This is a genomic window from Pseudoalteromonas phenolica, from assembly GCF_001444405.1.
Lineage (GTDB): Bacteria > Pseudomonadota > Gammaproteobacteria > Enterobacterales > Alteromonadaceae > Pseudoalteromonas > Pseudoalteromonas phenolica.
The window spans coordinates 2,996,943-3,018,002 of record NZ_CP013187.1 but is presented as its reverse complement, the minus strand read 5'-3'; the positions used below and the strand labels follow the sequence as shown (position 1 = coordinate 3,018,002).

The following is a 21,060-nucleotide window of genomic DNA, read 5'->3' as shown; positions in this document are numbered from 1 at the left end:
TTTAAAGAATTATGTCTAGAAGACTCCCGCCATTAAACGCCCTAAAAGCTTTTGAAGCTGCGGCACGCAATTTGAGCTTTACTAAAGCCGCAGAAGAGTTGTTTGTTACACAAGCTGCTGTCAGTCACCAAATAAAAACCCTTGAAGAGCATTTAGGGTTAAAGCTATTTTTAAGAAAAAACCGTTCTTTGCTTCTGACAGAAGAAGGGCAGGGTTATTACTTAGACATAAAAGAGATTTTTAATCAGCTCGTCGATGCCACAGATAGGTTATTAGCGCGTGGTGCAAAAGGGTCATTGACGGTGTGTTTAACACCAAGCTTTGCGATTCAATGGTTGGTTCCGCGACTAAGTAAGTTTCACGAGTTGCACCCCGAAATTGATGTACGTATAAAAGCCCAAGACGATGAAGAAAACTCGTTAACGGATGATGTAGACGTGGCTATTTACTATGGCCGTGGTAACTGGAACGGGGTAGAGGCCTATCAGCTTCACAAAGAATATTTAGTGCCTTTATGTAGTCCATTTCTACTAACCGGCCCTAAGCCGCTCCATGCGCCATCAGATTTAAGTCAGCACACCTTATTGCATGATACTTCTCGTAGACCTTGGAAAGCGTGGATGAAAACTGCTGGGGTACGTGATGTACCTGTGAACCAAGGGCCTATCTTTAGTCACTCATCCATGGTGTTACAGGCGGCAATCCATGGCCAAGGTGTTGCACTGGGTAACAGTGTATTGGCAAAGCCTGATTTAGATGCGGGCCGCTTAGTCATTCCATTTAGTCATAGTTTAGAAAGTAAAAATGCGTTTTATCTAGTGGTGAGAGAGGCGCAAGCTGAACTGGGTAAAATTGTTTCGTTTAAAGAGTGGATGCTCAGTATGGTTGAGCAAGAGGAACAAGAATGATCCAATGGATTAAAGCTGATAACCCCAAAGCACAATTTATTTTTGCCCACGGAGCGGGGGCAGGTAGTGATTCTGAGTTTATGCAAGATATGGCTAATAAGCTGGCTGAGCATGGTATTCAAGTTGGTTTATTCGATTTTGAATATATGCAAGTTGCTAAGCAAACAGGTAAACGTCGCCCGCCTGATAGAGCCCCTAAGTTACTTGCCTATTTTGAAAAAGTATTAGCGTCAGTTAATGCTGATTTACCTTTATTTATTGGTGGCAAATCGATGGGCGGCAGAATGGCCTCATTGTTAGTGACAGAGCATACTTTACCAGTAAAAGGTGTGATTGCTATGGGTTATCCGTTTCACCCACCTGGGAAGCCTGAAAAACTGAGAACAGAGCATTTTGCTGATATTTCTTGTCCATTCTTAGTTTTGCAAGGTGAGCGAGATACCTTTGGTACACAAGCTGAACTAGCTGAAATGTCGTTTGCTAAAGCGCCGACGTTTCAATTTTTTGCCGATGGTGATCATTCACTAAAACCGCGCAAGAAAAGTGGTTTTAGCGAAGACGCACATCGTCTGGACGCTGCAAAAGCCACCGCAGAATTTATAGAGCAGCACCTGAATGACTAAACTATTTTTATTGATAGGCAGCGCATATTGCATGTTATCAGTGATGTTAGGTGCCTTTGCGGCTCATGGTTTGAAAAAGCATGCCTCTGAGTATGCGGTCGATATTTTCAAAACGGCTGCCGAATATCAGATGTTTCATGGCTTGGCTTTGATTTTAGTGGCGATGCTTATTAAACAAGGTTTAAAACTGAATGCATCAGGCTGGTTATTTACCCTTGGCACCACTTTATTCAGTGGCAGCTTATATTTACTGGCGCTGACCGAATGGCGCTTTTTAGGCCCGATCACGCCAATTGGCGGCGTGTGCTTCATTTTAGGTTGGTTGCTTTTAATGGTCAAAGCAGCCAAACATAAATTTTAATTAAAGAGATTTGAGAACACCTATGTCGAGTGTTGTGATTTATTGTCGTAGTGGCTTTGAAAGTGATGCCGCAGCTGAAATTAACCATCATGCAGCCTTACAAGGTGTTGCAGGCTATGTAAAAGCCAAGCCAAATACGGGTTATGTGAGTTTTGAAACCTATGCAGCAAGCGATGCCGAATTGCTCATTAAGAAAATCGACTTTCAAAGCTTGGTATTCGCAAGACAGTGGTTTGCAGGTGTCTTTGTCAGCAAGATGTCGATAGAAGATCGTGTCAGCGAAGTCAAAGCCGTGGTGGCTGACTTCCCATTATGTGGTGAGTTGCGTGTAGAAACCCCTGATACCAATGAAGGCAAAGAGCTTTCAAAATTCTGTAAGAAGTTTTCAACGCCGCTTGCGAAAAGCCTAGAAAAGCAGAACAAGCTGACTCGTGCGGTAAAGAAGAATCGCCCAATATTACATGTGATGTTTTTAGCAAACGATACGGCATTTGTGGGTTACTCTTTCCCGAGCAATAACTCGCCTTTCTTTATGGGTATTCCGCGCCTGCGTATGCCAAGTGATGCGCCGAGTCGCTCAACGTTAAAATTAGATGAAGCTTTTCACGTTTTTGTGCCACCAGAAGAAATGGAGCAGCGTGTACAGCCAGGTATGCGTGCCGTAGATTTAGGTGCGTGCCCGGGCGGTTGGACGTACCAACTTGTTCGTCGAGGCATGTTTGTCGCAGCCATAGATAACGGACCGATGAATCAGAATCTAATGGACTCTGGTCAGGTGAAGCACTTCAGAGAAGATGGCTTTAAGTATTTACCAGAAAAGCGCAATAACACTTGGTTAGTATGCGATATGGTAGAAAAGCCAAAGAAAGTAACAAACTTAATGTTAGATTGGATGGTGAATGGCTTTGCTAGTGAGTTAATCTTTAACTTAAAGCTACCCATGAAAAAACGCTTTGAAGAGGTATATCAGTGCTTAGAGCTAATTCGTGAAGAGTTACCTAAGTACGAGATTGAATATACTTTACAAGCCAAACATTTATACCATGACCGTGAAGAGATCACGGTACAAGTGCAAATACACAAGATCCCACAAAAACTATTCAGTTAACGTTTAAAGCTAAAAATAATAAAGCCCTGACTAATTCAAGTGCAGGGCTTTATAGTATTTGAAGCTTAAGTTATTTTAGCGCGAGATATACTCTTGCGCTGTCATAGCAAAGTACTCAACCTGAGAATGTAAAATATGAGTGGGGTTCGGATCGACCACTTCTACTGGAATATTGTTGTGACGGGCAATCTCTAATGCCATGTTGGTGATATTGACACTAAACGAGGTCCCCATGAATACCATTTTCTCAGCGTCTAGCATCTGCTGTTGCGCTCGGCTGATTTCATATAACTCAGTGTAGTATTCATCAAACAGCAGCACATATGGCTTTAATGATTCATTTAATATTGGCCCATGTTTACCTATTTTAAATAATTCAAGCAGCGAACTTTCGAGGTTTGCGTCATCCACCTCATCCCAAGGGGCTCTAATACGTTCAACATCATCGCCTTGATGATGGAATAAAGTGACTTCATCCAATCGACCGTGAATTGAAATGTAATCAGGATTACCGGCTTTACCGTCTAAGCCATCGATGTTTTGTGTGATCAAGGTTTTGTCTGCAAGCCAATGATGCACTTTATTAGGCCCGTGGTGGCGGTAAGTGGCAAAACGGTTGTAATACCATTTTAAAAACTCACCAGGGTTATGCATATACATATCACGCGTCGCCATTTGCTGTGGTGTATAATTGCGACTACCAATCGTCCAAAAACCATCTTCACCTCGAAAGGTGGGAATACCACTTTCAGCACTGACGCCTGCGCCAGTGATGTATAAAGTTTTGTCAGTCTTCGTCATTTGGTTTACTCCTAAAGTGCTGACAGCAAGTTGCTGTAATCATCGCGCCAAATAAATGTTGGCTTTTGATTTGGCCAAGGACTCTGAAGATGCTTAAAACTTGCAATTGCCTGCTCATCAAAGGTTAAAGTGACCCAGTGTGTGTTGTGTTCATGCGCTTGCTTGGCTTTTGTTTCAAAGAAATGCACTTTGAGTTTTAGCTCGTCAGCAAGGCCGCGCATGAGAGGCGTGAGATCTAAATGACTATTAGAGATATGTATTGCTAAAACACCATTTTCCTTAAGCTGTGATAAATATAGTTGCATGGCTTCAAGCGTTAACAAGTGCATTGGAATGGCATCGCCACTGAATGCATCTAAGACAAGGGCGTCAAATCGATTTGCTTGGCCTTGCTCTTTTTGTTTTTGAAGCTGCACACGACCATCACCAACCACATATTCAACCTGTGCTTTACTGTTATTTAAGTAGCTAAAATGGCTTTGTGCAGTAGCCACAACATTAGGGTTTAGCTCGTAAAATGTATAGTTATCACGATGCTTACCGTATGCTGCCAGTGTGCCAGCTCCTAAGCCGATAAAGCCCACTTGTGCGCCATTGAATTGACTATTAAGCAGTTGAGCCACAGCCGTTTCAAAGCGGTAGTAACTTTGTGGTTGACCTTGTAAGTAAGTCGGTTCAATGATCTCAGTACCGTGAGAGGTGGTGCCATCTATTAGACGGCGTTCCATTTGCCCATTGATAGAGACTTCTTTTACCGACAATAAGCCATAAAAGTTACGTAACCTCAATGTGTCATGGTTGGTAAACTGACTGTTTAGCCAAATAAAAGTCGGGGCAAGTAATACCAACACACCGCCAGCGACAAGCACCATGTTACGGTTTTTTGCAAACTGCTCTGTGCTTATTAAAGAATAAATGAAAAGCGCCAAAACAAGGCCTAAAGCCAGAGGGTACTCATAAAACAAAGTAAATATCTCAGGCGCGATGAAAGTAATCGCTGCAGTGCCTAAAGCGCCACCTAAAGACATCATTAAATAAAACTGCGTCAGTTTAGACTGATGTGGTTTGGTCTTCTCAAGCTCACCATGGCAGATCATACAGGCACTGAATAACACGGTTGAATAGAGCACAATTTGACTGAGTAAATCGAGCTGACTGCCAATAAAGAACAGCATCAATCCAATGAAACTACTGAATGCGAATACCGCTAGCCAAAACCAGCGCTGGTAAACCTTAGCCGAGTGGAAGCATAAAATAAACGTCAGTAAATAGAGCGATAAAGGTAGCAGCCATAAAAAAGGAATCGGCGATACATTCTGTGTCATCGCGCTGGTGGTTGCCGTTAATATGATCACACCACAAGCGCTGAGCAATAGCCATAAAGGCAGACGCTTATCTAATGATGTAGCGATTTCATCTGATTGCACCGCCTGAGTGTAATTGTTTTGTTTAAGTGCTAAGCCAATAAAACCTGCAAATAATAAGACAAACACGCCATAAACAAGGCTCCAAGCCCAAGATTGTGCTGACAGTGTTAACCAAGGTTCAAATACAAACGGGTAACTGAGTAGTGCTAAAAAAGAACCAATGTTTGAGTAACTATAGAGTTTGTACACTTTGCTGTTGAGGGATTGAGATTGCCAGCTTTGTAATAATGGCGAAGTTGCAGCAAGCACAAAATAAGGTAGACCTACGCTCAGTGCAAGTTTAAGTAACAATGCGAACTCTGGAGAAGCTTGTTCCTTAATGTCACTATCAGATAGACCTAAAGGAAGAGCGAGCAAGCTAATGAGCAAAAGACTCAAATGCACAATTTGCTGTTTTTTTATATCAAGAAATTTAACCAGCAAGTGCGCATAACAATAGCCTGCGAGTAAAAAGGTTTGAAAAAACAGTAAGCAAGTCGTCCAAACTTGTGCGCCACCACCAAACACGGGCAGTAAAGATTTAGCTAATAAGGGCTGAACTTGAAATAACAAGAAAGCGCTTATGAATATCACTATAGTGGCTAGCATGCAGAGCCTTTTCTCTTTGGAAAATTAATTATTGCGAACTTTAGAGTGTTGTATTCATAGATGCAAATGGAGTTTAGCTGCTCACAACCCAAGTAATGTTAATTGTCTTTTATAAATGATATTTAATCTCATTTTCTTAAACAGGTACTTCAATATGTATATGATATAAGGTAACATTTGTGTTGTTATATTATCTCTCTGGTGTTTTAAATGAAATTAAAATTATTAAGTAGTGCAATCTTATTAGCCATGCTAAGTGGCTGTGGTAATAGCAGTAAAGTTGAAGAAATCACACCGACTGAACAAGTCGATCAGGGGTCTGGGGAAGGTTCGGGCGAAGGCTCTGGTAGCGATCATGACCATGAGATTGAGTATCCACTAGGTCGACTGGCTGTTTCATTTGCTGATGAAAGTGCAGTATCAGTTTATGACCTTACAAACAATGAACTATTAGAAACTGTTACTTTAACTAACCCTGTTTCTGCACTTTATGCGAGCCCAGAAGGTCGCTATGTGGTTGCAATTCAACGTGATGATAACCATGTTGAATTTATTGATGGCGGCATTTTCTTAGAAGCCCATGATGATCATTTCCACTTAGAACAAGAAAATGTTCAGGCTGTAAGTTTTGAATTAACAGAAACAAAGCCAACGCACTATGTGCCTAGTGGTGAGCATGCATTGGTTTTCTTTGACGGTGATAAAGAGAGCCAAGCAGATGCAGGCTTTGCTTTAATTTCAGACGAAGGCATTACAGAAGCAAAGATAGATGCTGAGCATGAATTTAATACTTACATGCATGGTACAGGTGAAATTCGAGGTGAGTATGTGATTTCAACATTACGTGATGCAGATGCTGAAAGTACGCTACCTGACCGTATTGCATTATTTGAACTACATGATGATCACTTCCATCAAGAGCAAGAATTTGAACACAAGTGTCCAGGACTTCACGGTAGCGTGCAAACAGAAGAGTTTGTCGCTTTCGGTTGTACTGATGGCATCGTTGCGATTGAAGAAGCGTCAGAAGTATTTACTTCAAAGCACATTGCTTATCCTGAAGGTTTTCCAGAGGGTGTTCGTATAGGTAAATTCATTGGTCACCCTGAAAACCACACTGTTATTGGTTTATCTCGTGTAGGTCCTTACTCAGTTAATCTAGAGACTGGAGAAATCAAAGCTTTTGCATGGCAACCAGAAGGCGTTGAAAAGTATCTTGCATACGCAGGTAATGCTAAGACAGGCAACGCATTAGTGCTAGATGATCAAGGTTACTTAAATATTTTCCATGGCGAACACGAGTGGGAAAATGAAGCGCGTATTCAAGTTTTAGAAGAAATTGAAGAAGGTGCTACTGCTAAGATCATTGCAAACATGGCGCACCACATTGTGTACGTCGCTTATGGTGAGCACCTTTATGCGGTAGACACTGAAGCAAAAACAAGCACTGAAATTCAGCACTTTGATAAGCCAATCGCGAACCTTACTTGGGTAGGTGCATTTGAAGCTGAAGAACATGATCATGAGCATGATCACTAAGTAAATCTTATTGTTTAACAGACTCCCACTAAAAATGGCGACCAGTAGGTCGCCATTTTTTTACCGAAATTTAGGTTAGTTAAACTTCGCGATAGTTTTTACGGTAGTTCTCAACCCATAGCTTGGTTGCGCCACAGACCGCAACAGGCATTACGATTAAGTTTACAAAAGGAATTGAGGTGAGTACGAATACTGCAAAACCAAACCCGTACGATAACCCTTGCTCGCTTTTTAGGTCGTCTTTCATTTGCTTGAAATGAATTTTGTGATTATCAAACGGGTAGTCGTTGTACTGTACGTTGTACATCCAACAAGTAAATAGTACCCACATGATTTGCCCAAATACCGGTAATATCCAAAGTAAAATAAAGAAACCAATTGCCCTAGGAAGATAGTAACAAAGTTTAGTCCACTCTCGTCCAAGCATACGCGGTACGTCTTTCAGGGTGTCTGACAACTTATCGTCATTGATGGATTGGCCTGTTAAATAGAGTTCAACTTTTTCACTGAGTAAACCATTAAATGGCGCTGCGATGAAATTGGTTATCACAGTGAACACCATAGAGTAGGAGAATAAGATCACCAAGATAGCAATCGGCCACATTAGCCATTCAAGCCAGCTTAACCAAGATGGCAGTAAGTTATTTATGTAATCAAAACCTTGAACTAGCCAATCATATAAAAAGAATAATGAACTACCGAATAGTAAAACGTTAATAAACAGTGGAATAAATACAAAGCGCTTTAGTCCTTTTTGGGTAATTAACGAAAATCCAGCAATGAAATACTCGATACCTTTGCTCAATTGCACAACTAGCCTCAACAATTATATGTACACAATTTAAGTATAAAGTGTTCCAGAGACAGCGACTAGCGCTTATGGTAACAAACTATGTCAAAGTGAAAGCTTGCGAACAATAGTAAGGTTATTTAGGTAATTCAACGTTATAGCGTTTTGCGTACCACAAAAAGAAAGGCAGCTCGATCACAGAGAAGCTAACCAAGGTAAACCATACCCAGTTAACTTCGGTGAAAACTAAGGTAAAAGTCTGTGATGACCCGAAATAAACAGAACCCACTACTAATAAAGAGATCACCGATGCGATTAAATCTTGAAGAGAAATTTTTTTAAAGTCATTACCTGCATATTTTGGGTTTGCATAAAAATAGGCAACAAACAGAACAATAAAATTAACCGCGATAATTGCAAATTCAGGTGTCATAGTCGATAAACTGTTTAATAAAAACGCGAATAGTGTAGCGTTATGTGGATCCACTGTCCAAATAAAAGAAAGGAAAAAGGCGAGTAAAATAGCTCGCCTTTGTGCTAGCTCAAGCTTTCAATAGCTATTAAACCAGTCCTCAATAATACTCGAACATTTAGAGGGACTAAAATAGACGCTAACTTCGTTTAAAATTTATTATTTAGAACAACTAAATAGCAAAAGTTTCGCCTTGTTATCGCCAAATTTTCTTCGCCTCAAAATAGAACGCTTAATTAAGAGGACTGGTTTAAAACGTATAAGTCGCTGAAATACCTAAAGTGCGGGGGTCGACAATACCTGCGTTGCCATAAGGGTCGCGAGCATTGGCTGGTTGACGCAGTGTTACTGCTTGTCTATCTAACGCATTGTTCACGAAAACATTGAAAAGCCAATTTTCTAACTCATAGTTGGCATGTACTCGAACCAGAGAGTAGTTACCCGCTTTCTTTTCTGGTTCATTAGTAAATGTCCCAAAAAACTCATCAACATAATTACCAGAAAGGCCTACATTGAAGGCGTCATTAATCCAATATTTTAAACCTGCATTGGCGGTGATTTTGGGTGCTGAGTTGAGCTCTTTACCATCTAAATCTTTGAAGGTTTCAGTGCCATCTTTCATTTCTGTCTCAAGAAGACCTAGGCCACCAGTAACCTGTAAATTGTCAGAGAGCATTGCAGACACTTCTAACTCAAGTCCATAAGTATCAACACGCGCTAGGTTATCAATATTTCTGTTAGGGCCTACAGCTTGATAGCCCTGGTAGGCATTAAAGAATACATTGGCGCTGAAGTTAACATTACCATCATTCAGAGAGCTCCTTAGACCAGCTTCGTAGGTGTTAACGTATTCTGCATCGTAGTAATAGTACTGCTGCGTCATCCAATTAAAGGCTCCACCGGCTGAGTTATAGCCACGGCGTGCACTGATGTTTGCGGTATGTTGTTCGTTGATTTTGTATTGCAGAACAACCTTTGGTAAGCGAATGGTGCTATCCTGGTCAAGTACAGAGCGAGAACGATGAACCAGTTGCTCACCTTCCATTGCATTTTCTATATAGTCACGAAACTGTGACTCTTTCTCTACACGTAGGCCTGAAATTACGCTGAATTGCTCATTGATGTTGTAACTGACTTCACCATAGATTGCGCTCGAATCACTATTGTCGTTACCTTGGTATAAAAAGCCCGTATGACTTTGGTAGTCTTGTTTACGCTCAAAATAGGCCAGACCAATAAAGCCCTTAAGCGTTGTATCATTTAACCCAAAGTTATATTTACCATCAAAAGTCACGTTCTTTTCATTCATAATGAGTAGCTGATTTCTAGCTTCAACTAATTCATATGAATTAAAGCCCCATTTATGATCCATGTATGCCCATAGCACATCGACACTGCTGTCTTTATCAATTATGTAGTCGACATTTAATTTTGTTGTACGTGTGTCTGTGTCCATATTTCTTTCGAAATTTGGTACGTAAGCCCAAGGATCGTCATTTCTGAAATAGCGGCGGCCTGAGTTACCTTCTTCACTGTTGCTGTCAAAACTCAGCATAGAAGAAAACCCTTCAAGGGCTCTAGGTTTCCATAATAGCTTCGTGCCATAACGCGTTGTTTTGAGTTTGTCTAAGTCAAACTCAGGGTCATGAGTTGGGTGAATGATGCTGTTATCATAATCATTGCCTTGAAGGTTTTGTGCCGTGAATCTAAACGCTAATTCATCTTCAATAATAGGGCCTGATGCCATCACAGAAGTATCAATATAATCACTTTGATTACGGTATCCAAGTCTACCTGCAGCTTCCCAATCAAAGCTTGGATCTTTGGTTTTAATGAAGATCATGCCACCAATGCTGTTTCGGCCATTAGTCGTTGACTGAGGACCTCTGAATACCTCGATTTGTTCTACATCCCAAATACCAGAATCACCGGTTAAGTCAGCCATATAAGGTTGATAAATGCCATCAACTAAGATTGAAACTCGGCCTTTAGCACCGCCTGTTACACCATTAAAGCCTGCGGCAGCACCATTACCTGATACACCTCGAATGTCAGGTAAAGCACCCGGCTTAACAACAACATTGGCAATTTCAGATACAGCTGATGTTACGCTTAAGTGACTTAATGTTTTAAGTAACTCTTCATTGATTACAGAAACTGAAGAAGCCGTATCTTTAAGCGTTCTATCAGCCTTTTCACCCATGATAATGATGGTTTCCATTGATTCATGTGATGTGTTGTCATCTTCAGCGAAAGCGGTTGTGTTTAAAAATGCACAGGACAGTGAAGCAGCAATTAGGCTTTTGGTATACTTCTTAGACATAATGAGATCCTCTCAATAGCTTTTTTTTGGATATAGTCGGCTTTCCTACCGATACTTGGTATGGATGCGCATGCCGAGCTTGTCGAGTTGAATGTTGAATAAATAAGTGCAGAGAATTCAACAGCGGGGATTATAGGTACATGGCTGGTGAATGTAAATGCAAATAATTATCAATATTTAATCTGAAAGTAAATAAGCAGATTTGACGCTGAACGGTCGCAATCTGTTTGTGTTTATAAATATCAGGTATAATCTCCAGCGACTTTTGTGGGGGAGCTATGATTTCTAAAAACCAACTTAAATTATTGCGTGCATTGGCGCAAAAAAAATATCGCAAACAACATAATTGCTATTTAGTACAAGGAGAAAAAAATATCCTTGAGTTGTTTGCTGCCAATATGCCAGTAAAACAGTTGTTTGCCTCACCAGAATTTATTGCTGCCCATAAGGATAAAATTATTGCTGATGACATCGTCGAAGCTGATGAAGAGAGTTTAAGTAAAGCGAGTACCTTAGTAAGTAACAATGCTGCCGTTGCCATTGTTACTATGCCAGAGCAAAGCTGCATAGATACATCAGGTCTCGTGTTAGCGCTTGATGGGGTATCAGACCCAGGTAATTTAGGCACTATTATTCGAGTAGCTGATTGGTATGGCCTAAAACAAATCGTGGTTAGCCAAGACTGTGCTGATCATTTCAACCCAAAAGTAATTAGTGCGACCATGGGCTCGTTTGTTCGTGTTAATGTAATCCGCACTGACTTGGCGGCATTTTTAGCGGACTGTGAAGGCGATATTTATGGTGCATATCTTGGTGGTCAAAGCGTCCATAAAACGCAGTTTGCTGCAAATGGGGTGTTGGTGATGGGCAGCGAATCTCATGGTATTCGTGAACAAGTTGCGCCGTACATCAACCAAAAGATCACAATCCCTGCTTTTGGTGGGGCAGAGTCGCTCAATGTGGCCATGGCTACTGGTATCATCCTAGATAACATTAAACGCCAAGATTATACCAACCCTCAATAATGCTCAATTATTTTGAGGGACTAAAACTGACGCTAACTTTGTTGGAAATTTCTCATTTAGAACAACTAAATAGCAAAATTTTCGCCTCGTTATCGACAAGTTTTCCTTGCCTCAAAATAGATCGCTTAATTAAGAGGAATGGTATTAATCTTTGAAGATTATTTTGTTATTGTTTTCAGTTAACTAAAGTAACCCTAGCAAATCATGCGGCTGACCCATATTAAGCTTGCAGGCTTTAAATCATTTGTTGAGCCCAGCAAGATCCCATTTCCAGATCAGATGACCTGTGTGGTCGGCCCAAATGGCTGTGGTAAGTCTAACGTCATTGATGCCGTGCGCTGGGTGTTGGGTGAAAGCTCAGCTAAGAACCTGCGTGGCGATGCCATGACAGACGTTATTTTTAACGGCTCAACACACCGTAAACCGGTCTCCCAAGCTTCGGTAGAACTTTTCTTTGATAATACTTCAGGTGTGTTACAAGGCAGTCTTGCTAATCGAAATCAAATCGCCATTAAGCGTCTAGTAACTCGTGATGGTCAGTCACTATATTTTCTCAATGGTAGCAAATGTCGTAAACGTGATATTACCGACATTTTCTTAGGCACAGGCCTTGGGCCGCGTAGCTATGCGATTATCGAGCAGGGGATGATCTCTCGCTTAATTGAAAGCCGCCCACAAGAGCTCAGAGTATTTTTAGAAGAAGCAGCTGGTGTTTCTAAGTACAAAGAGCGACGTCGCGAAACGCAAACCCGTATTCAAAGTACCCGTGATAATTTAGAGCGCTTGCTAGACATGCGCCAAGAGCTGAAAAATCAGCTTGATAAACTCTCGGTGCAAGCAGAGCAAGCCAAACAATATCGTGAGCTTAAGCGAGATGAGCGTTTGCTCAAAGGCCAAGTCGCAGTCATAAAATGGCAAAAGCTAAATGCACAACAACAACAAAAAGCGGCCGAAATTGCTGAACTTGAAAAACAAATTCGCTTTTTTAGTGACGCCCATCAAGGCCATGCTGATGTGCTCTCAGCATTAGAAGCAAAGCTTGAGCAAGACACTCATAAACTAGAAGAAACACAACAACAAAAGCATCGCATTCATACTGAGATAATTCGCTTTGAACAGCAAAAACTCAGTGCACAGCAACAAAAGACGCAACTACAAGCTGATATAGATAAACAAAAGCAAGCATTTAAAGAAGCGCAAGACGCGCTGCAAACCCTTCAACAGGCGCAAACGGAGTTTACCGAGCAACAACAAGCGGCAGAGCAAGGGCTTGAGCAAGTGAAAGACGTGTTATTAAAAGCGCAAAGTGCCTTTGAATCGTCACAGGCTGCTCATAAAGCACAGCAAACGAAGTTAACTGCGGGTCAACATGAGATATCGGAGCAGCGCCAAGCACTTCAGCAAGCAGAGCAAAACTGTAAGCAAGCAGAGTTATCCCTGACTCATTTGCAAGAAAATATAGCAGATGTGGCAAAGCAAATTGAACAGCAGCAAAGTCAATCAGTCACAAAAGAGCTCGATGCAGCAAAAGCCGAGTTTAATCAGCTTGCGAAACAAATGGCAGGGCTTCAATCGCAGGGCAAGCAACTGGCTGTGGCTTTAGATGAAGCACAGACTAATTATACAAAGGCCGAGCTTGAAGAGCGCGAGAGTGCGCAAAAGATCAGTAGCTACAAAGCAAATATCAGTGCGTTAGAGAATGTGCTGAACTCACTGACCGATGACGTAAAGCAGACGTTACTGCAAACCTTATCCGTTAATGCGAGAGATGCAGCGATTGTTGAAAGTGCGCTGCTTGGCATGACTTTATTACCTGTGAGCGAAAGCAGCACTGAGCATGGTGTTTGGGATAACACCAAAGCGCCTCGCGAAGGCTCAGTTGCAAGTTTATTGCAGGGGCAGGTTTACCCTGAATTTTTAAACCAGATCCAATTACTTGGGCAAGCTCAGCGATTTACCCCTGAGCAAGGCTGGTGGATGGCTGTTGATGACGAGGGCAACTTGTATGGAGAGAACTTTAAGGTTAGTAAGTCTAAACAAACCTCTTTGGGCTTATTAACACAGCAAACGCAATTAAACGAACTTAACGACGAATTACCAAAACTAATCGCAGACGTTGAGCAAACAAAAACGCAAAAAGAAGTCTTACAAACACGTTTACAAGCAGCACAACAAGAAATAGAGAGTAATAGTGCCAATATTCACCAAATCGCTCAGGGTATGGCGAAGGCACAAACTCACTCCGAGTTATTAGAAAAGCAACATGCTAATTGGCAGCGAACACTAGAGCAATATCAACAAAAGCAAGACTCGCTTCAAGCACAATTAAATGAGCAAACAGCGCCTATTACCGAACAAAAACAACAGATTGCGGACATAGAAGCTGCTCTTGAGTTACTGCAAGCGCAGCAAATTGAGTTACAAGCTCAGGCCGACGAACAAGAACAGGCATACATTCAGGCTGCAAGTCACTCGCAAACGGCTCAGCAAGCATTGCATCAGGCAGAGCTTGAGTTACAAAAAGTTCAAAATACGTGGCAACTTGAGCAAACAAAACAGCAACACAGTCAAAGCGTGTTAAATAGCGCCCTAGAGCGTCTTGAAACCTTACAACAGCAATTAGAAGATCAACAACTGCCACTGCTAGAGTGTGAAGAGCAGTTGATGGTTTTAGTTGAGCAGCATCAAGAAATCGAAATTCAGCTAGAGCAGTGCCAAACACAAAAAGCACAAGCCCAAAAAGCACTGCAAGATAAACAAGCGAGTTTGCAAGACGCGCAATCGGGCGTAACAAAAAAACAAAATCAGCTTCAACAGCTAAAATTAGCAGAGCAAGAGCTAATGATTAAAGCACAGCTGATGCTAGAGCCCCTTCAAGAGTTGCAGCAAACACTCAAAGATATTCTGACAAGTTTGCCAGAAACCCCTAAGCTGGTGAGCTTCCAGTCAAAGTTACAAAACACCACCAAGCAGTTATTGGACTTAGGCGCGGTTAACCTTGCTGCGATTGAAGAGTATGACCAAGCACTTGAGCGCAAAACATATTTAGACGAGCAATTGGATGATCTAACTGCCGCACTCGAAACGCTTGAAGGCGCTATTCGTAAAATAGACCGAGAAACCAAGCTGCGCTTTAAGCAAACCTTTGATCAAGTAAATAAAGACTTTGCAGGCTTGTTTCCGAAAGTGTTTGGGGGCGGTCAAGCCTATCTTGAGTTGACCTCAGATGACCTGTTAGAAACCGGTGTCGCGATTATGGCAAGGCCGCCAGGCAAGAAAAACTCAACAATTCACCTCTTAAGTGGTGGAGAAAAAGCGCTGACCGCATTATCATTAGTGTTTTCAATATTTAGGCTAAATCCAGCGCCATTTTGTATGCTGGATGAAGTTGATGCACCGCTTGATGACGCCAACGTCGTACGTTTTTGCCGTTTGGTCGAAGAAATGTCACAATCGGTGCAATTTATATATATTAGTCACAATAAAATCGCCATGGAAATGGCGGGTAGACTGACGGGGGTGACCATGGCCGAACCGGGTGTTTCGCGTATGGTTGCCGTAGACATAGAACAAGCAGTGCAAATGGCACAAACGTAGCAAGATAAAGGTGAGTAATGGCCGAAGAATTAAGATGGGCATTAATCGTGATCAGTGCGCTAGTTATTGGCGGTTTATTGATCCACGGCTTATGGTCAGTAAGAAAAAAAGAAACACCAGAACAAACTGATAATACTCCGAAACCACAGCCTAAAGTTGAGCCTGCGGCCCCAGCGACAGACAATGAGCCTGAACTGGGTGATATGAATTTTTCAGCGGTAGATGAAGAGCCTACTGCAGAGCCAGTTGTTGAAGAGCAACAGCAAGACGCTGCGCCGGCAGCAGCCCCTGAGCCACAAGACTTCATTATCTTACACATTGAGATGCCAGAAGGTCTTTCTATGGCGGGCTCTAAGCTATTACCTTGTGTTTTGAGCTTAGGCTTTAAATATTCTGATGAAGGTTTCTTTAATCGTCATGTTGAGCCTTCAGGTAATGGCCCTGTACTGTTCCGCTTAGTAAATATGTTCAACCCAGGTACGTTCGATATTGATAACATGGAGCAGTTCAGTACTGCGGGTGTTAGTTTATTTATGACGTTACCTTGTGAAGGCGATAGTCTTGCAGCCTTTAACATGCTGAACAGCGCAGCTAAGAAGCTGTCCGATGAATTTGGTGCCACGGTACTTGATCATCAACGTCAGCCTCTAAGTGTTGAAACGGTTCGAAGCTATGTTGAAAAGGTTCGCGAATTCACGGCTTAATGAATAGTGCGTTATGGTTTTTTAGGCCACCAAACTGATGTTTGGTGGCTTTTTGTTTTTAGAGGTCGAGATGTCAGAGTCAGTTGTTAAGCAAATTGATGCATTAAAACAGCAATTAGAAGAATATAACTACCAGTATTACGTATTAGATAACCCAAGCGTGCCAGACGCAGAATACGATAGGGTAATGCGTGAATTAATGGCGCTAGAGCAAGCAAACCCTGAATTACTTTCACCTGATTCTCCATCACAAAAAGTCGGTGGGGAAGCGTTGAGTAAGTTCTCACAAGTAACCCATAAAGTGCCTATGCTGTCTCTTGATAATGCCTTTGATGAAGCAGAGTTCACTGCATTTAATCGTCGTATTCAAGAGCGCTTGTTAGTGAGCGAGTCACTGGATTTTTGTTGTGAGCCAAAACTCGATGGTCTAGCGGTATCGATATTATATAAAGATGGCGTGCTAGTACAGGCGGCTACACGGGGTGATGGTCAAGTCGGTGAAAACATCACAGAGAACGTTAAAACCATTCGTAATGTGCCGCTGCGTTTACGTGGTGATGATATTCCGGCAGAGCTTGAAGTGCGCGGTGAAGTATTTATGGATACAGCGGGTTTCGAAAAGTTAAATGAAACGGCGTTTGCTAAGGGTGAAAAAACCTTTGCGAACCCGCGTAATGCGGCTGCAGGTAGTCTACGTCAACTAGATTCTAAAATTACCGCCAAACGCCCATTGATGTTTTATGCCTATTCAACCGGTGTTGTAGAGGGGGTAGAGTTGCCTGATGCGCATTTTGAACAACTCAGTAAGCTCAAAGATTGGGGCTTTCCAATGTGCCCAGAGACCCGCTTAGTGACAGGCACCACAGAAGTGATGGCGTATTATCAAGACATTCTTGAACGTCGTGCTAGTCTCGCTTATGAAATCGATGGCGTGGTGATCAAAGTAAACCGCAAAGATTACCAACAACAGCTTGGCTTTGTAGCACGAGCGCCGCGATGGGCCATTGCTTTTAAGTTTCCTGCGCAAGAAGAAATCACTCAACTGCTTGATGTCGAATTCCAAGTAGGGCGTACTGGCGCAATTACGCCTGTAGCTCGTTTAGAGCCAGTTTTCGTTGGTGGCGTAACCGTGTCAAACGCAACGCTTCATAATCGCGATGAAATAGAGCGCCTAGGCGTAAAAGTCGGTGATACCGTCATTATACGCCGCGCAGGCGACGTAATACCTCAAGTAACACAAGTGGTGTTAGATCGTCGCCCTGATGATGCCAAAGACATCGTTTTCCCTGAAAATTGTCCTGTATGTGACTCACACGTCGAGCGAGTTGAAGGTGAAGCTGTGGCCCGTTGCACAGGTGGCTTAGTGTGCCAAGCGCAACGTCAGCAGGCGATTAAGCATTTTGCATCACGTAAAGCATTCGATATTGATGGGCTAGGCGATAAGATTGTTGATCAGCTTGTTGATAGAGAGTTGATTGAAACACCTGCGGATTTGTTTACTTTGAAGCAAGGCCATTTTGAGTCACTTGAGCGTATGGGACCAAAATCGGCATTGAACCTAGTTAACGCCTTAGAAGCAGCAAAGCAAACCACTTTGGCAAAGTTCTTATATGCTTTGGGTATTCGTGAAGTGGGCGAAGCGACAGCACAGAATTTGGCAAACCACTATTTAACTTTAGAAAAGGTAATGGCAGCCAGTACGGATGACTTACAAACGGTCAGTGATGTGGGCGTTGTGGTTGCCAAACACATTCATGCTTTCTTTAATGAGCCGCACAACCAAGCTGTTGTGAACGCGCTACTTGAAATTGGTATCAATTGGCCGCAAATAGAACAGAAGTCTGCGGATGCACAGCCGCTTGCTGGGTTAACGTATGTTTTAACCGGTACATTGAGCCAGCTAAATCGTAACGATGCGAAAGCGCGTTTGCAAGCACTCGGCGCAAAAGTGGCAGGCAGTGTCTCTAAAAACACCCATGCGCTTGTTGCAGGTGAAAAAGCGGGTTCTAAGCTAACCAAAGCCCAAGATTTAGGTATTGAAATACTCGATGAAGATGCCTTAATCGCTTTGTTCGCTGAACATGAGTAATGCTGAGCTGTAATTTGTAGAAAATACATTTGTAAGAAACGCGGTCTAAAACGACCGCGTTTTTGTAGTAGTTCCTCTGCATAGAGGGGTAGGACATTTATGAAACATTATGGCCCAGAGTATTGGGATAAATATGGCGTGTATCGTACACCTTTGGCATTCAACTTGACGCTGGTGGTGTTGCTGCGTGCTTATTTTTTATGGACTTTCTCTGCATTGGCAAGGCGCCCCGATATCGATTTTATGTCGCTGTTTTTTGTTTCAAAATTCCACTTCTTTACGGCGTTAGGCATTGGGGCCATCGCCATTGTGCCGACTGTAATATATTCACTTCGCCGACCAAGCAGCTCTCAAAAATTAGCCAAAATCTGGCGACATATGCGTTGGCCGTTATTGCTTTGTGCATGCTTAGACTTAACTTGGTTGATCTATCAAGCGTCACAGGCGTATTACCAATTTTCGATGTTTTTAGCAGTACAAATGGTGCTCTTGTTGTGGGTGATATTGTATTTGCTGAAAAGTCGCTATTTAAGCTACTTTTTTAATGATTGGCCTGAGCCTGAAAAACAAGATAACAAGGGGTAAATTATGCTGACCTGGCAAGATGTTTTAAAGTACGCGAACGCTGGTAATCCAGAGCCGAAAAATCGAGTTGAGAAAACAGCTGAACAGTGGCAGCAAGAGCTAGACCCAGAAGTCTTCTATATTACCCGTAACAAAGGCACCGAAAGGCCCTTTAGCAGTGGCAGTTGCACTGTATTTGAAGCCGGAGACTATCACTGTGCCTGTTGCAATAATTTATTGTTTTCAGGGGACGAAAAGTTTAACAGTGGTACAGGTTGGCCGTCATTTACAAAGCCGGCCTATTTAGAATCGATAGCGTATATTGGCGATAACAGCCATGGTATGCAGCGAGTCGAGATTGTTTGTAATGTGTGCGATGCACATTTAGGTCATGTATTTCCTGATGGACCACCACCGACGGGTTTGCGTTATTGCGTAAATGCGTTATCGATGACAAAAGCGTAACCTTAAACAATCATTCTACCGAAAGTCCCAGCTCATCGCAGGTGACTTTCAGTTTGTTTAAACGTTCTCTCTGATCTGCATCTAACTCAACATTATTTAAAAGTGCAAAGCACTTATTAAGTAAAGGAGTGTTGATGGTATTTTCTTTCTGATGATTCTTATCTAATAAGCATTGCGCCAAATTAAGGGCGATGCTGGCATTTTTTGGCATGACTCTAAACGCTTGAGTAAATGCCTCAAGTGCAACATCAATTCTACCTCGATTGAATTGAGTTACAGCATGGTTGTTAAGCTCTTTTGGCCCCATGCTAATATCTTGTTTTTCAGTTTTTTGTTGATGTATATAATGCAGGGTAGTGGGGTCGCTAATCCCTTTATGGCGCTCGCAGTGTTGAATAATCTGAGTGAATAAATCCTGAGCTTTGTGCTGCATCCCTAGCTCGTGACAAGCCTTGGCTTTATCGAGTGCAGCATCAATGGAGCGTATTGTTGGTTCATCATCTAATTGGTTAATTAATTGACGAGCTTTTTGATGCTCATCTTTTAAATAATGAATACGCGCGTTTAAAACATCTAGCTGGGTTTGATTGTCAGCATTTGGGAACTGCTTTTTTAAATCGCCTAAGTATTTTTGCGTTTGTCGTGTAATACGATTAATTTGCTCTGTTTGATCTGTGGCAAGGGCGAAATCAATCCCCGCTCTCGCTGCGTTTAAATAAATTTCTGGGCTATCATGAATAGAATGTTTAGCATACTGAGCAATATCTTTATGGGCATTATAGCTTGATTCATAATCATGATTAATTGATGCAACTCTTCCTAGGCTTTTTTGTCTTTCAATATTTCGAGGTGCCATCTCTGAAGCTTGTTGTAAAAAAGCTTGCGCGTTCTCAAATTGGTTTAACTGCATCTCCAGACGACCAAGTAAATCAAGCGCGACTAGCCGAGTTTCAGAGCGCTCCAACATGGTCTTTAGCATGCGTTGTGCAAGCACATGTTCTTTATTAGCTATTAATGCTTCGACTAAACCAATCTTGGCCCAAGCGAATTTTTGTAAAGAGAGTGCTGATTTGTAAAATGTTTTAGCCTCATCAACCCTTTTTAACCTAAGTAGCGCTTCACCTTTAAGCTTGAGCATGATCGGGCTGTAAGTATTGTCGTTATTATCGAGCTCTTTATCGATAAACTTGACAGCTTTTGAGTCATTACCATCGTCAATAAGGGTAAAAATTTGTTTGAGCGCAGACTTTCGCTTTAATACGCGGGTAAGCCGAGTTTTTAATTCTTTTATTGAAAATGGTTTAACTAAAAAATCATCGGGTTGAAGCTCAAGTACGCTATGAACCAGTTCCCCGCTGGTCTCTGCTGAGACAAAAATAAAAGCCGTAGTGTTCTTAATTAGAAATTTACTTTTCAGCTCTTCATAAAGTTGATAACCGTTTTGTCGTTTAGTTAAATCAAATGAGCAAATAATTAAATCAAACTTTTCATTAGCACATAGTTCAATTGCTGCAACGGCATGCTCTGCAATATAAATATGCTTAAACTGTAGCTGCTCTAATGAGCGCCTGAGGTGGCTCAGAGCGAGAGGCTGTTCTTCTACAATTAACAGCTTGATATTGCTAAAGTTGTTTAAGCTCATTGAATTAATTAGTAACGTTTAGGGCTAATGACAG

General features: G+C 42.0%; 17 protein-coding genes. 11 read left to right on the top strand and 6 right to left on the bottom strand.

The features are described 5' to 3' along the window. The first annotated feature begins 11 nt into the window (after nt 1-11). Genes PP2015_RS13400 through rlmM form a run of 4 tightly spaced genes read left to right on the top strand, consistent with a single transcriptional unit; the run spans nt 12 to nt 3,000 of the window. Entirely contained in the window at nt 12-908 is an 897-nt protein-coding gene (locus PP2015_RS13400) for a transcriptional regulator GcvA (protein WP_058030798.1), read from the top strand. After that, nucleotides 905-1,531 carry an alpha/beta fold hydrolase gene (locus tag PP2015_RS13395; RefSeq protein ID WP_058030797.1) on the top strand — a complete coding sequence of 209 codons (627 nt, stop codon included), beginning with the start codon at nt 905-907 and terminating at the stop codon, nt 1,529-1,531. Before PP2015_RS13400 ends, PP2015_RS13395 begins: the two co-directional genes overlap by 4 nt. After that, nucleotides 1,524-1,892 carry a DUF423 domain-containing protein gene (locus tag PP2015_RS13390; protein WP_058030796.1) on the top strand — a complete coding sequence of 123 codons (369 nt, stop codon included), beginning with the start codon at nt 1,524-1,526 and terminating at the stop codon, nt 1,890-1,892. Before PP2015_RS13395 ends, PP2015_RS13390 begins: the two co-directional genes overlap by 8 nt. A gap of 22 nt (nt 1,893-1,914) precedes the next feature. After that, entirely contained in the window at nt 1,915-3,000 is a 1,086-nt protein-coding gene (gene rlmM, locus PP2015_RS13385) for a 23S rRNA (cytidine(2498)-2'-O)-methyltransferase RlmM (protein ID WP_058030795.1), read from the top strand. Between the two features lie 75 nt (nt 3,001-3,075). Here rlmM and PP2015_RS13380 read toward each other — a convergent pair whose 3' ends face one another. Next, on the bottom strand, nt 3,076-3,801 hold the full coding sequence (locus tag PP2015_RS13380) for an SIR2 family NAD-dependent protein deacylase (RefSeq protein ID WP_058030794.1): 726 nt from the start codon (nt 3,799-3,801) through the stop codon (nt 3,076-3,078). Nucleotides 3,802-3,812: 11 nt separating this feature from the next. Next, complete coding sequence (locus tag PP2015_RS13375; protein ID WP_058030793.1) at nt 3,813-5,816, bottom strand: spermidine synthase; 2,004 nt, start codon at nt 5,814-5,816, stop codon at nt 3,813-3,815. 210 nt (nt 5,817-6,026) lie between these two features. Here PP2015_RS13375 and PP2015_RS13370 point away from each other — a divergent pair, with 210 nt between their 5' ends. Then, the gene (locus PP2015_RS13370) at nt 6,027-7,355 is read left to right on the top strand and encodes a hypothetical protein (protein ID WP_058030792.1); all 1,329 of its coding nucleotides are present in this window, start codon (nt 6,027-6,029) and stop codon (nt 7,353-7,355) included. Between the two features lie 79 nt (nt 7,356-7,434). On the opposite strand, the gene cysZ is transcribed toward PP2015_RS13370, so the two are convergent. The 3 genes from cysZ to PP2015_RS13355 all read right to left on the bottom strand — a co-directional run bounded on the left by cysZ (nt 7,435) and on the right by PP2015_RS13355 (nt 10,940). Next, nucleotides 7,435-8,166, bottom strand: coding sequence for a sulfate transporter CysZ (gene cysZ, locus PP2015_RS13365; RefSeq protein ID WP_058030791.1), 732 nt, complete (start codon nt 8,164-8,166; stop codon nt 7,435-7,437). Between the two features lie 115 nt (nt 8,167-8,281). Next, nucleotides 8,282-8,632: a hypothetical protein gene (locus PP2015_RS13360; RefSeq protein WP_237113194.1), complete on the bottom strand. Its 351-nt coding sequence runs from the start codon at nt 8,630-8,632 to the stop codon at nt 8,282-8,284. Between the two features lie 235 nt (nt 8,633-8,867). Further along, nucleotides 8,868-10,940 (bottom strand): TonB-dependent receptor, encoded by a 2,073-nt coding sequence (locus PP2015_RS13355; protein WP_058030789.1) that lies wholly within the window; start codon nt 10,938-10,940, stop codon nt 8,868-8,870. Between the two features lie 278 nt (nt 10,941-11,218). On the opposite strand from PP2015_RS13355, the gene PP2015_RS13350 reads away from it, so the two are divergent. The 6 genes from PP2015_RS13350 to msrB all read left to right on the top strand — a co-directional run bounded on the left by PP2015_RS13350 (nt 11,219) and on the right by msrB (nt 19,384). After that, nucleotides 11,219-11,965: a TrmH family RNA methyltransferase gene (locus tag PP2015_RS13350; RefSeq protein WP_058030788.1), complete on the top strand. Its 747-nt coding sequence runs from the start codon at nt 11,219-11,221 to the stop codon at nt 11,963-11,965. Nucleotides 11,966-12,169: 204 nt separating this feature from the next. Further along, nucleotides 12,170-15,562 carry a chromosome segregation SMC family protein gene (locus tag PP2015_RS13345; RefSeq protein WP_058030787.1) on the top strand — a complete coding sequence of 1,131 codons (3,393 nt, stop codon included), beginning with the start codon at nt 12,170-12,172 and terminating at the stop codon, nt 15,560-15,562. Nucleotides 15,563-15,579: 17 nt separating this feature from the next. Then, nucleotides 15,580-16,266, top strand: coding sequence for a cell division protein ZipA (zipA, locus tag PP2015_RS13340; protein ID WP_058030786.1), 687 nt, complete (start codon nt 15,580-15,582; stop codon nt 16,264-16,266). Between the two features lie 70 nt (nt 16,267-16,336). Then, nucleotides 16,337-18,355, top strand: a complete 2,019-nt coding sequence (gene ligA / locus PP2015_RS13335) for an NAD-dependent DNA ligase LigA (protein WP_058031646.1) — start codon at nt 16,337-16,339, stop codon at nt 18,353-18,355. 99 nt (nt 18,356-18,454) lie between these two features. Continuing rightward, a complete protein-coding gene (locus PP2015_RS13330) occupies nt 18,455-18,940 on the top strand; it encodes a DUF2919 domain-containing protein (protein ID WP_058030785.1) in 486 nt (161 codons plus the stop codon). 3 nt (nt 18,941-18,943) lie between these two features. Continuing rightward, nucleotides 18,944-19,384, top strand: coding sequence for a peptide-methionine (R)-S-oxide reductase MsrB (gene msrB / locus PP2015_RS13325; RefSeq protein WP_058030784.1), 441 nt, complete (start codon nt 18,944-18,946; stop codon nt 19,382-19,384). Between the two features lie 10 nt (nt 19,385-19,394). Here the strand turns inward: msrB and PP2015_RS13320 are convergent, their stop codons facing one another. Continuing rightward, nucleotides 19,395-21,026, bottom strand: a complete 1,632-nt coding sequence (locus PP2015_RS13320; RefSeq protein ID WP_058030783.1) for a response regulator — start codon at nt 21,024-21,026, stop codon at nt 19,395-19,397. Between the last annotated feature and the right edge of the window lie 34 nt (nt 21,027-21,060).

Coding starts and splice junctions, on each gene's coding strand:
- ligA (WP_058031646.1), top strand. CDS start 16,337: ATGTCAGAGTCAGTTGTTAAGCAAATTGATGCATTAAAACAGCAATTA.
- PP2015_RS13390 (WP_058030796.1), top strand. CDS start 1,524: ATGACTAAACTATTTTTATTGATAGGCAGCGCATATTGCATGTTATCA.
- PP2015_RS13345 (WP_058030787.1), top strand. CDS start 12,170: ATGCGGCTGACCCATATTAAGCTTGCAGGCTTTAAATCATTTGTTGAG.
- rlmM (WP_058030795.1), top strand. CDS start 1,915: ATGTCGAGTGTTGTGATTTATTGTCGTAGTGGCTTTGAAAGTGATGCC.
- PP2015_RS13355 (WP_058030789.1), bottom strand. CDS start 10,940: ATGTCTAAGAAGTATACCAAAAGCCTAATTGCTGCTTCACTGTCCTGT.
- zipA (WP_058030786.1), top strand. CDS start 15,580: ATGGCCGAAGAATTAAGATGGGCATTAATCGTGATCAGTGCGCTAGTT.
- PP2015_RS13375 (WP_058030793.1), bottom strand. CDS start 5,816: ATGCTAGCCACTATAGTGATATTCATAAGCGCTTTCTTGTTATTTCAA.
- PP2015_RS13395 (WP_058030797.1), top strand. CDS start 905: ATGATCCAATGGATTAAAGCTGATAACCCCAAAGCACAATTTATTTTT.
- PP2015_RS13370 (WP_058030792.1), top strand. CDS start 6,027: ATGAAATTAAAATTATTAAGTAGTGCAATCTTATTAGCCATGCTAAGT.
- PP2015_RS13400 (WP_058030798.1), top strand. CDS start 12: ATGTCTAGAAGACTCCCGCCATTAAACGCCCTAAAAGCTTTTGAAGCT.
- PP2015_RS13350 (WP_058030788.1), top strand. CDS start 11,219: ATGATTTCTAAAAACCAACTTAAATTATTGCGTGCATTGGCGCAAAAA.
- PP2015_RS13330 (WP_058030785.1), top strand. CDS start 18,455: ATGAAACATTATGGCCCAGAGTATTGGGATAAATATGGCGTGTATCGT.
- PP2015_RS13380 (WP_058030794.1), bottom strand. CDS start 3,801: ATGACGAAGACTGACAAAACTTTATACATCACTGGCGCAGGCGTCAGT.
- msrB (WP_058030784.1), top strand. CDS start 18,944: ATGCTGACCTGGCAAGATGTTTTAAAGTACGCGAACGCTGGTAATCCA.
- PP2015_RS13320 (WP_058030783.1), bottom strand. CDS start 21,026: ATGAGCTTAAACAACTTTAGCAATATCAAGCTGTTAATTGTAGAAGAA.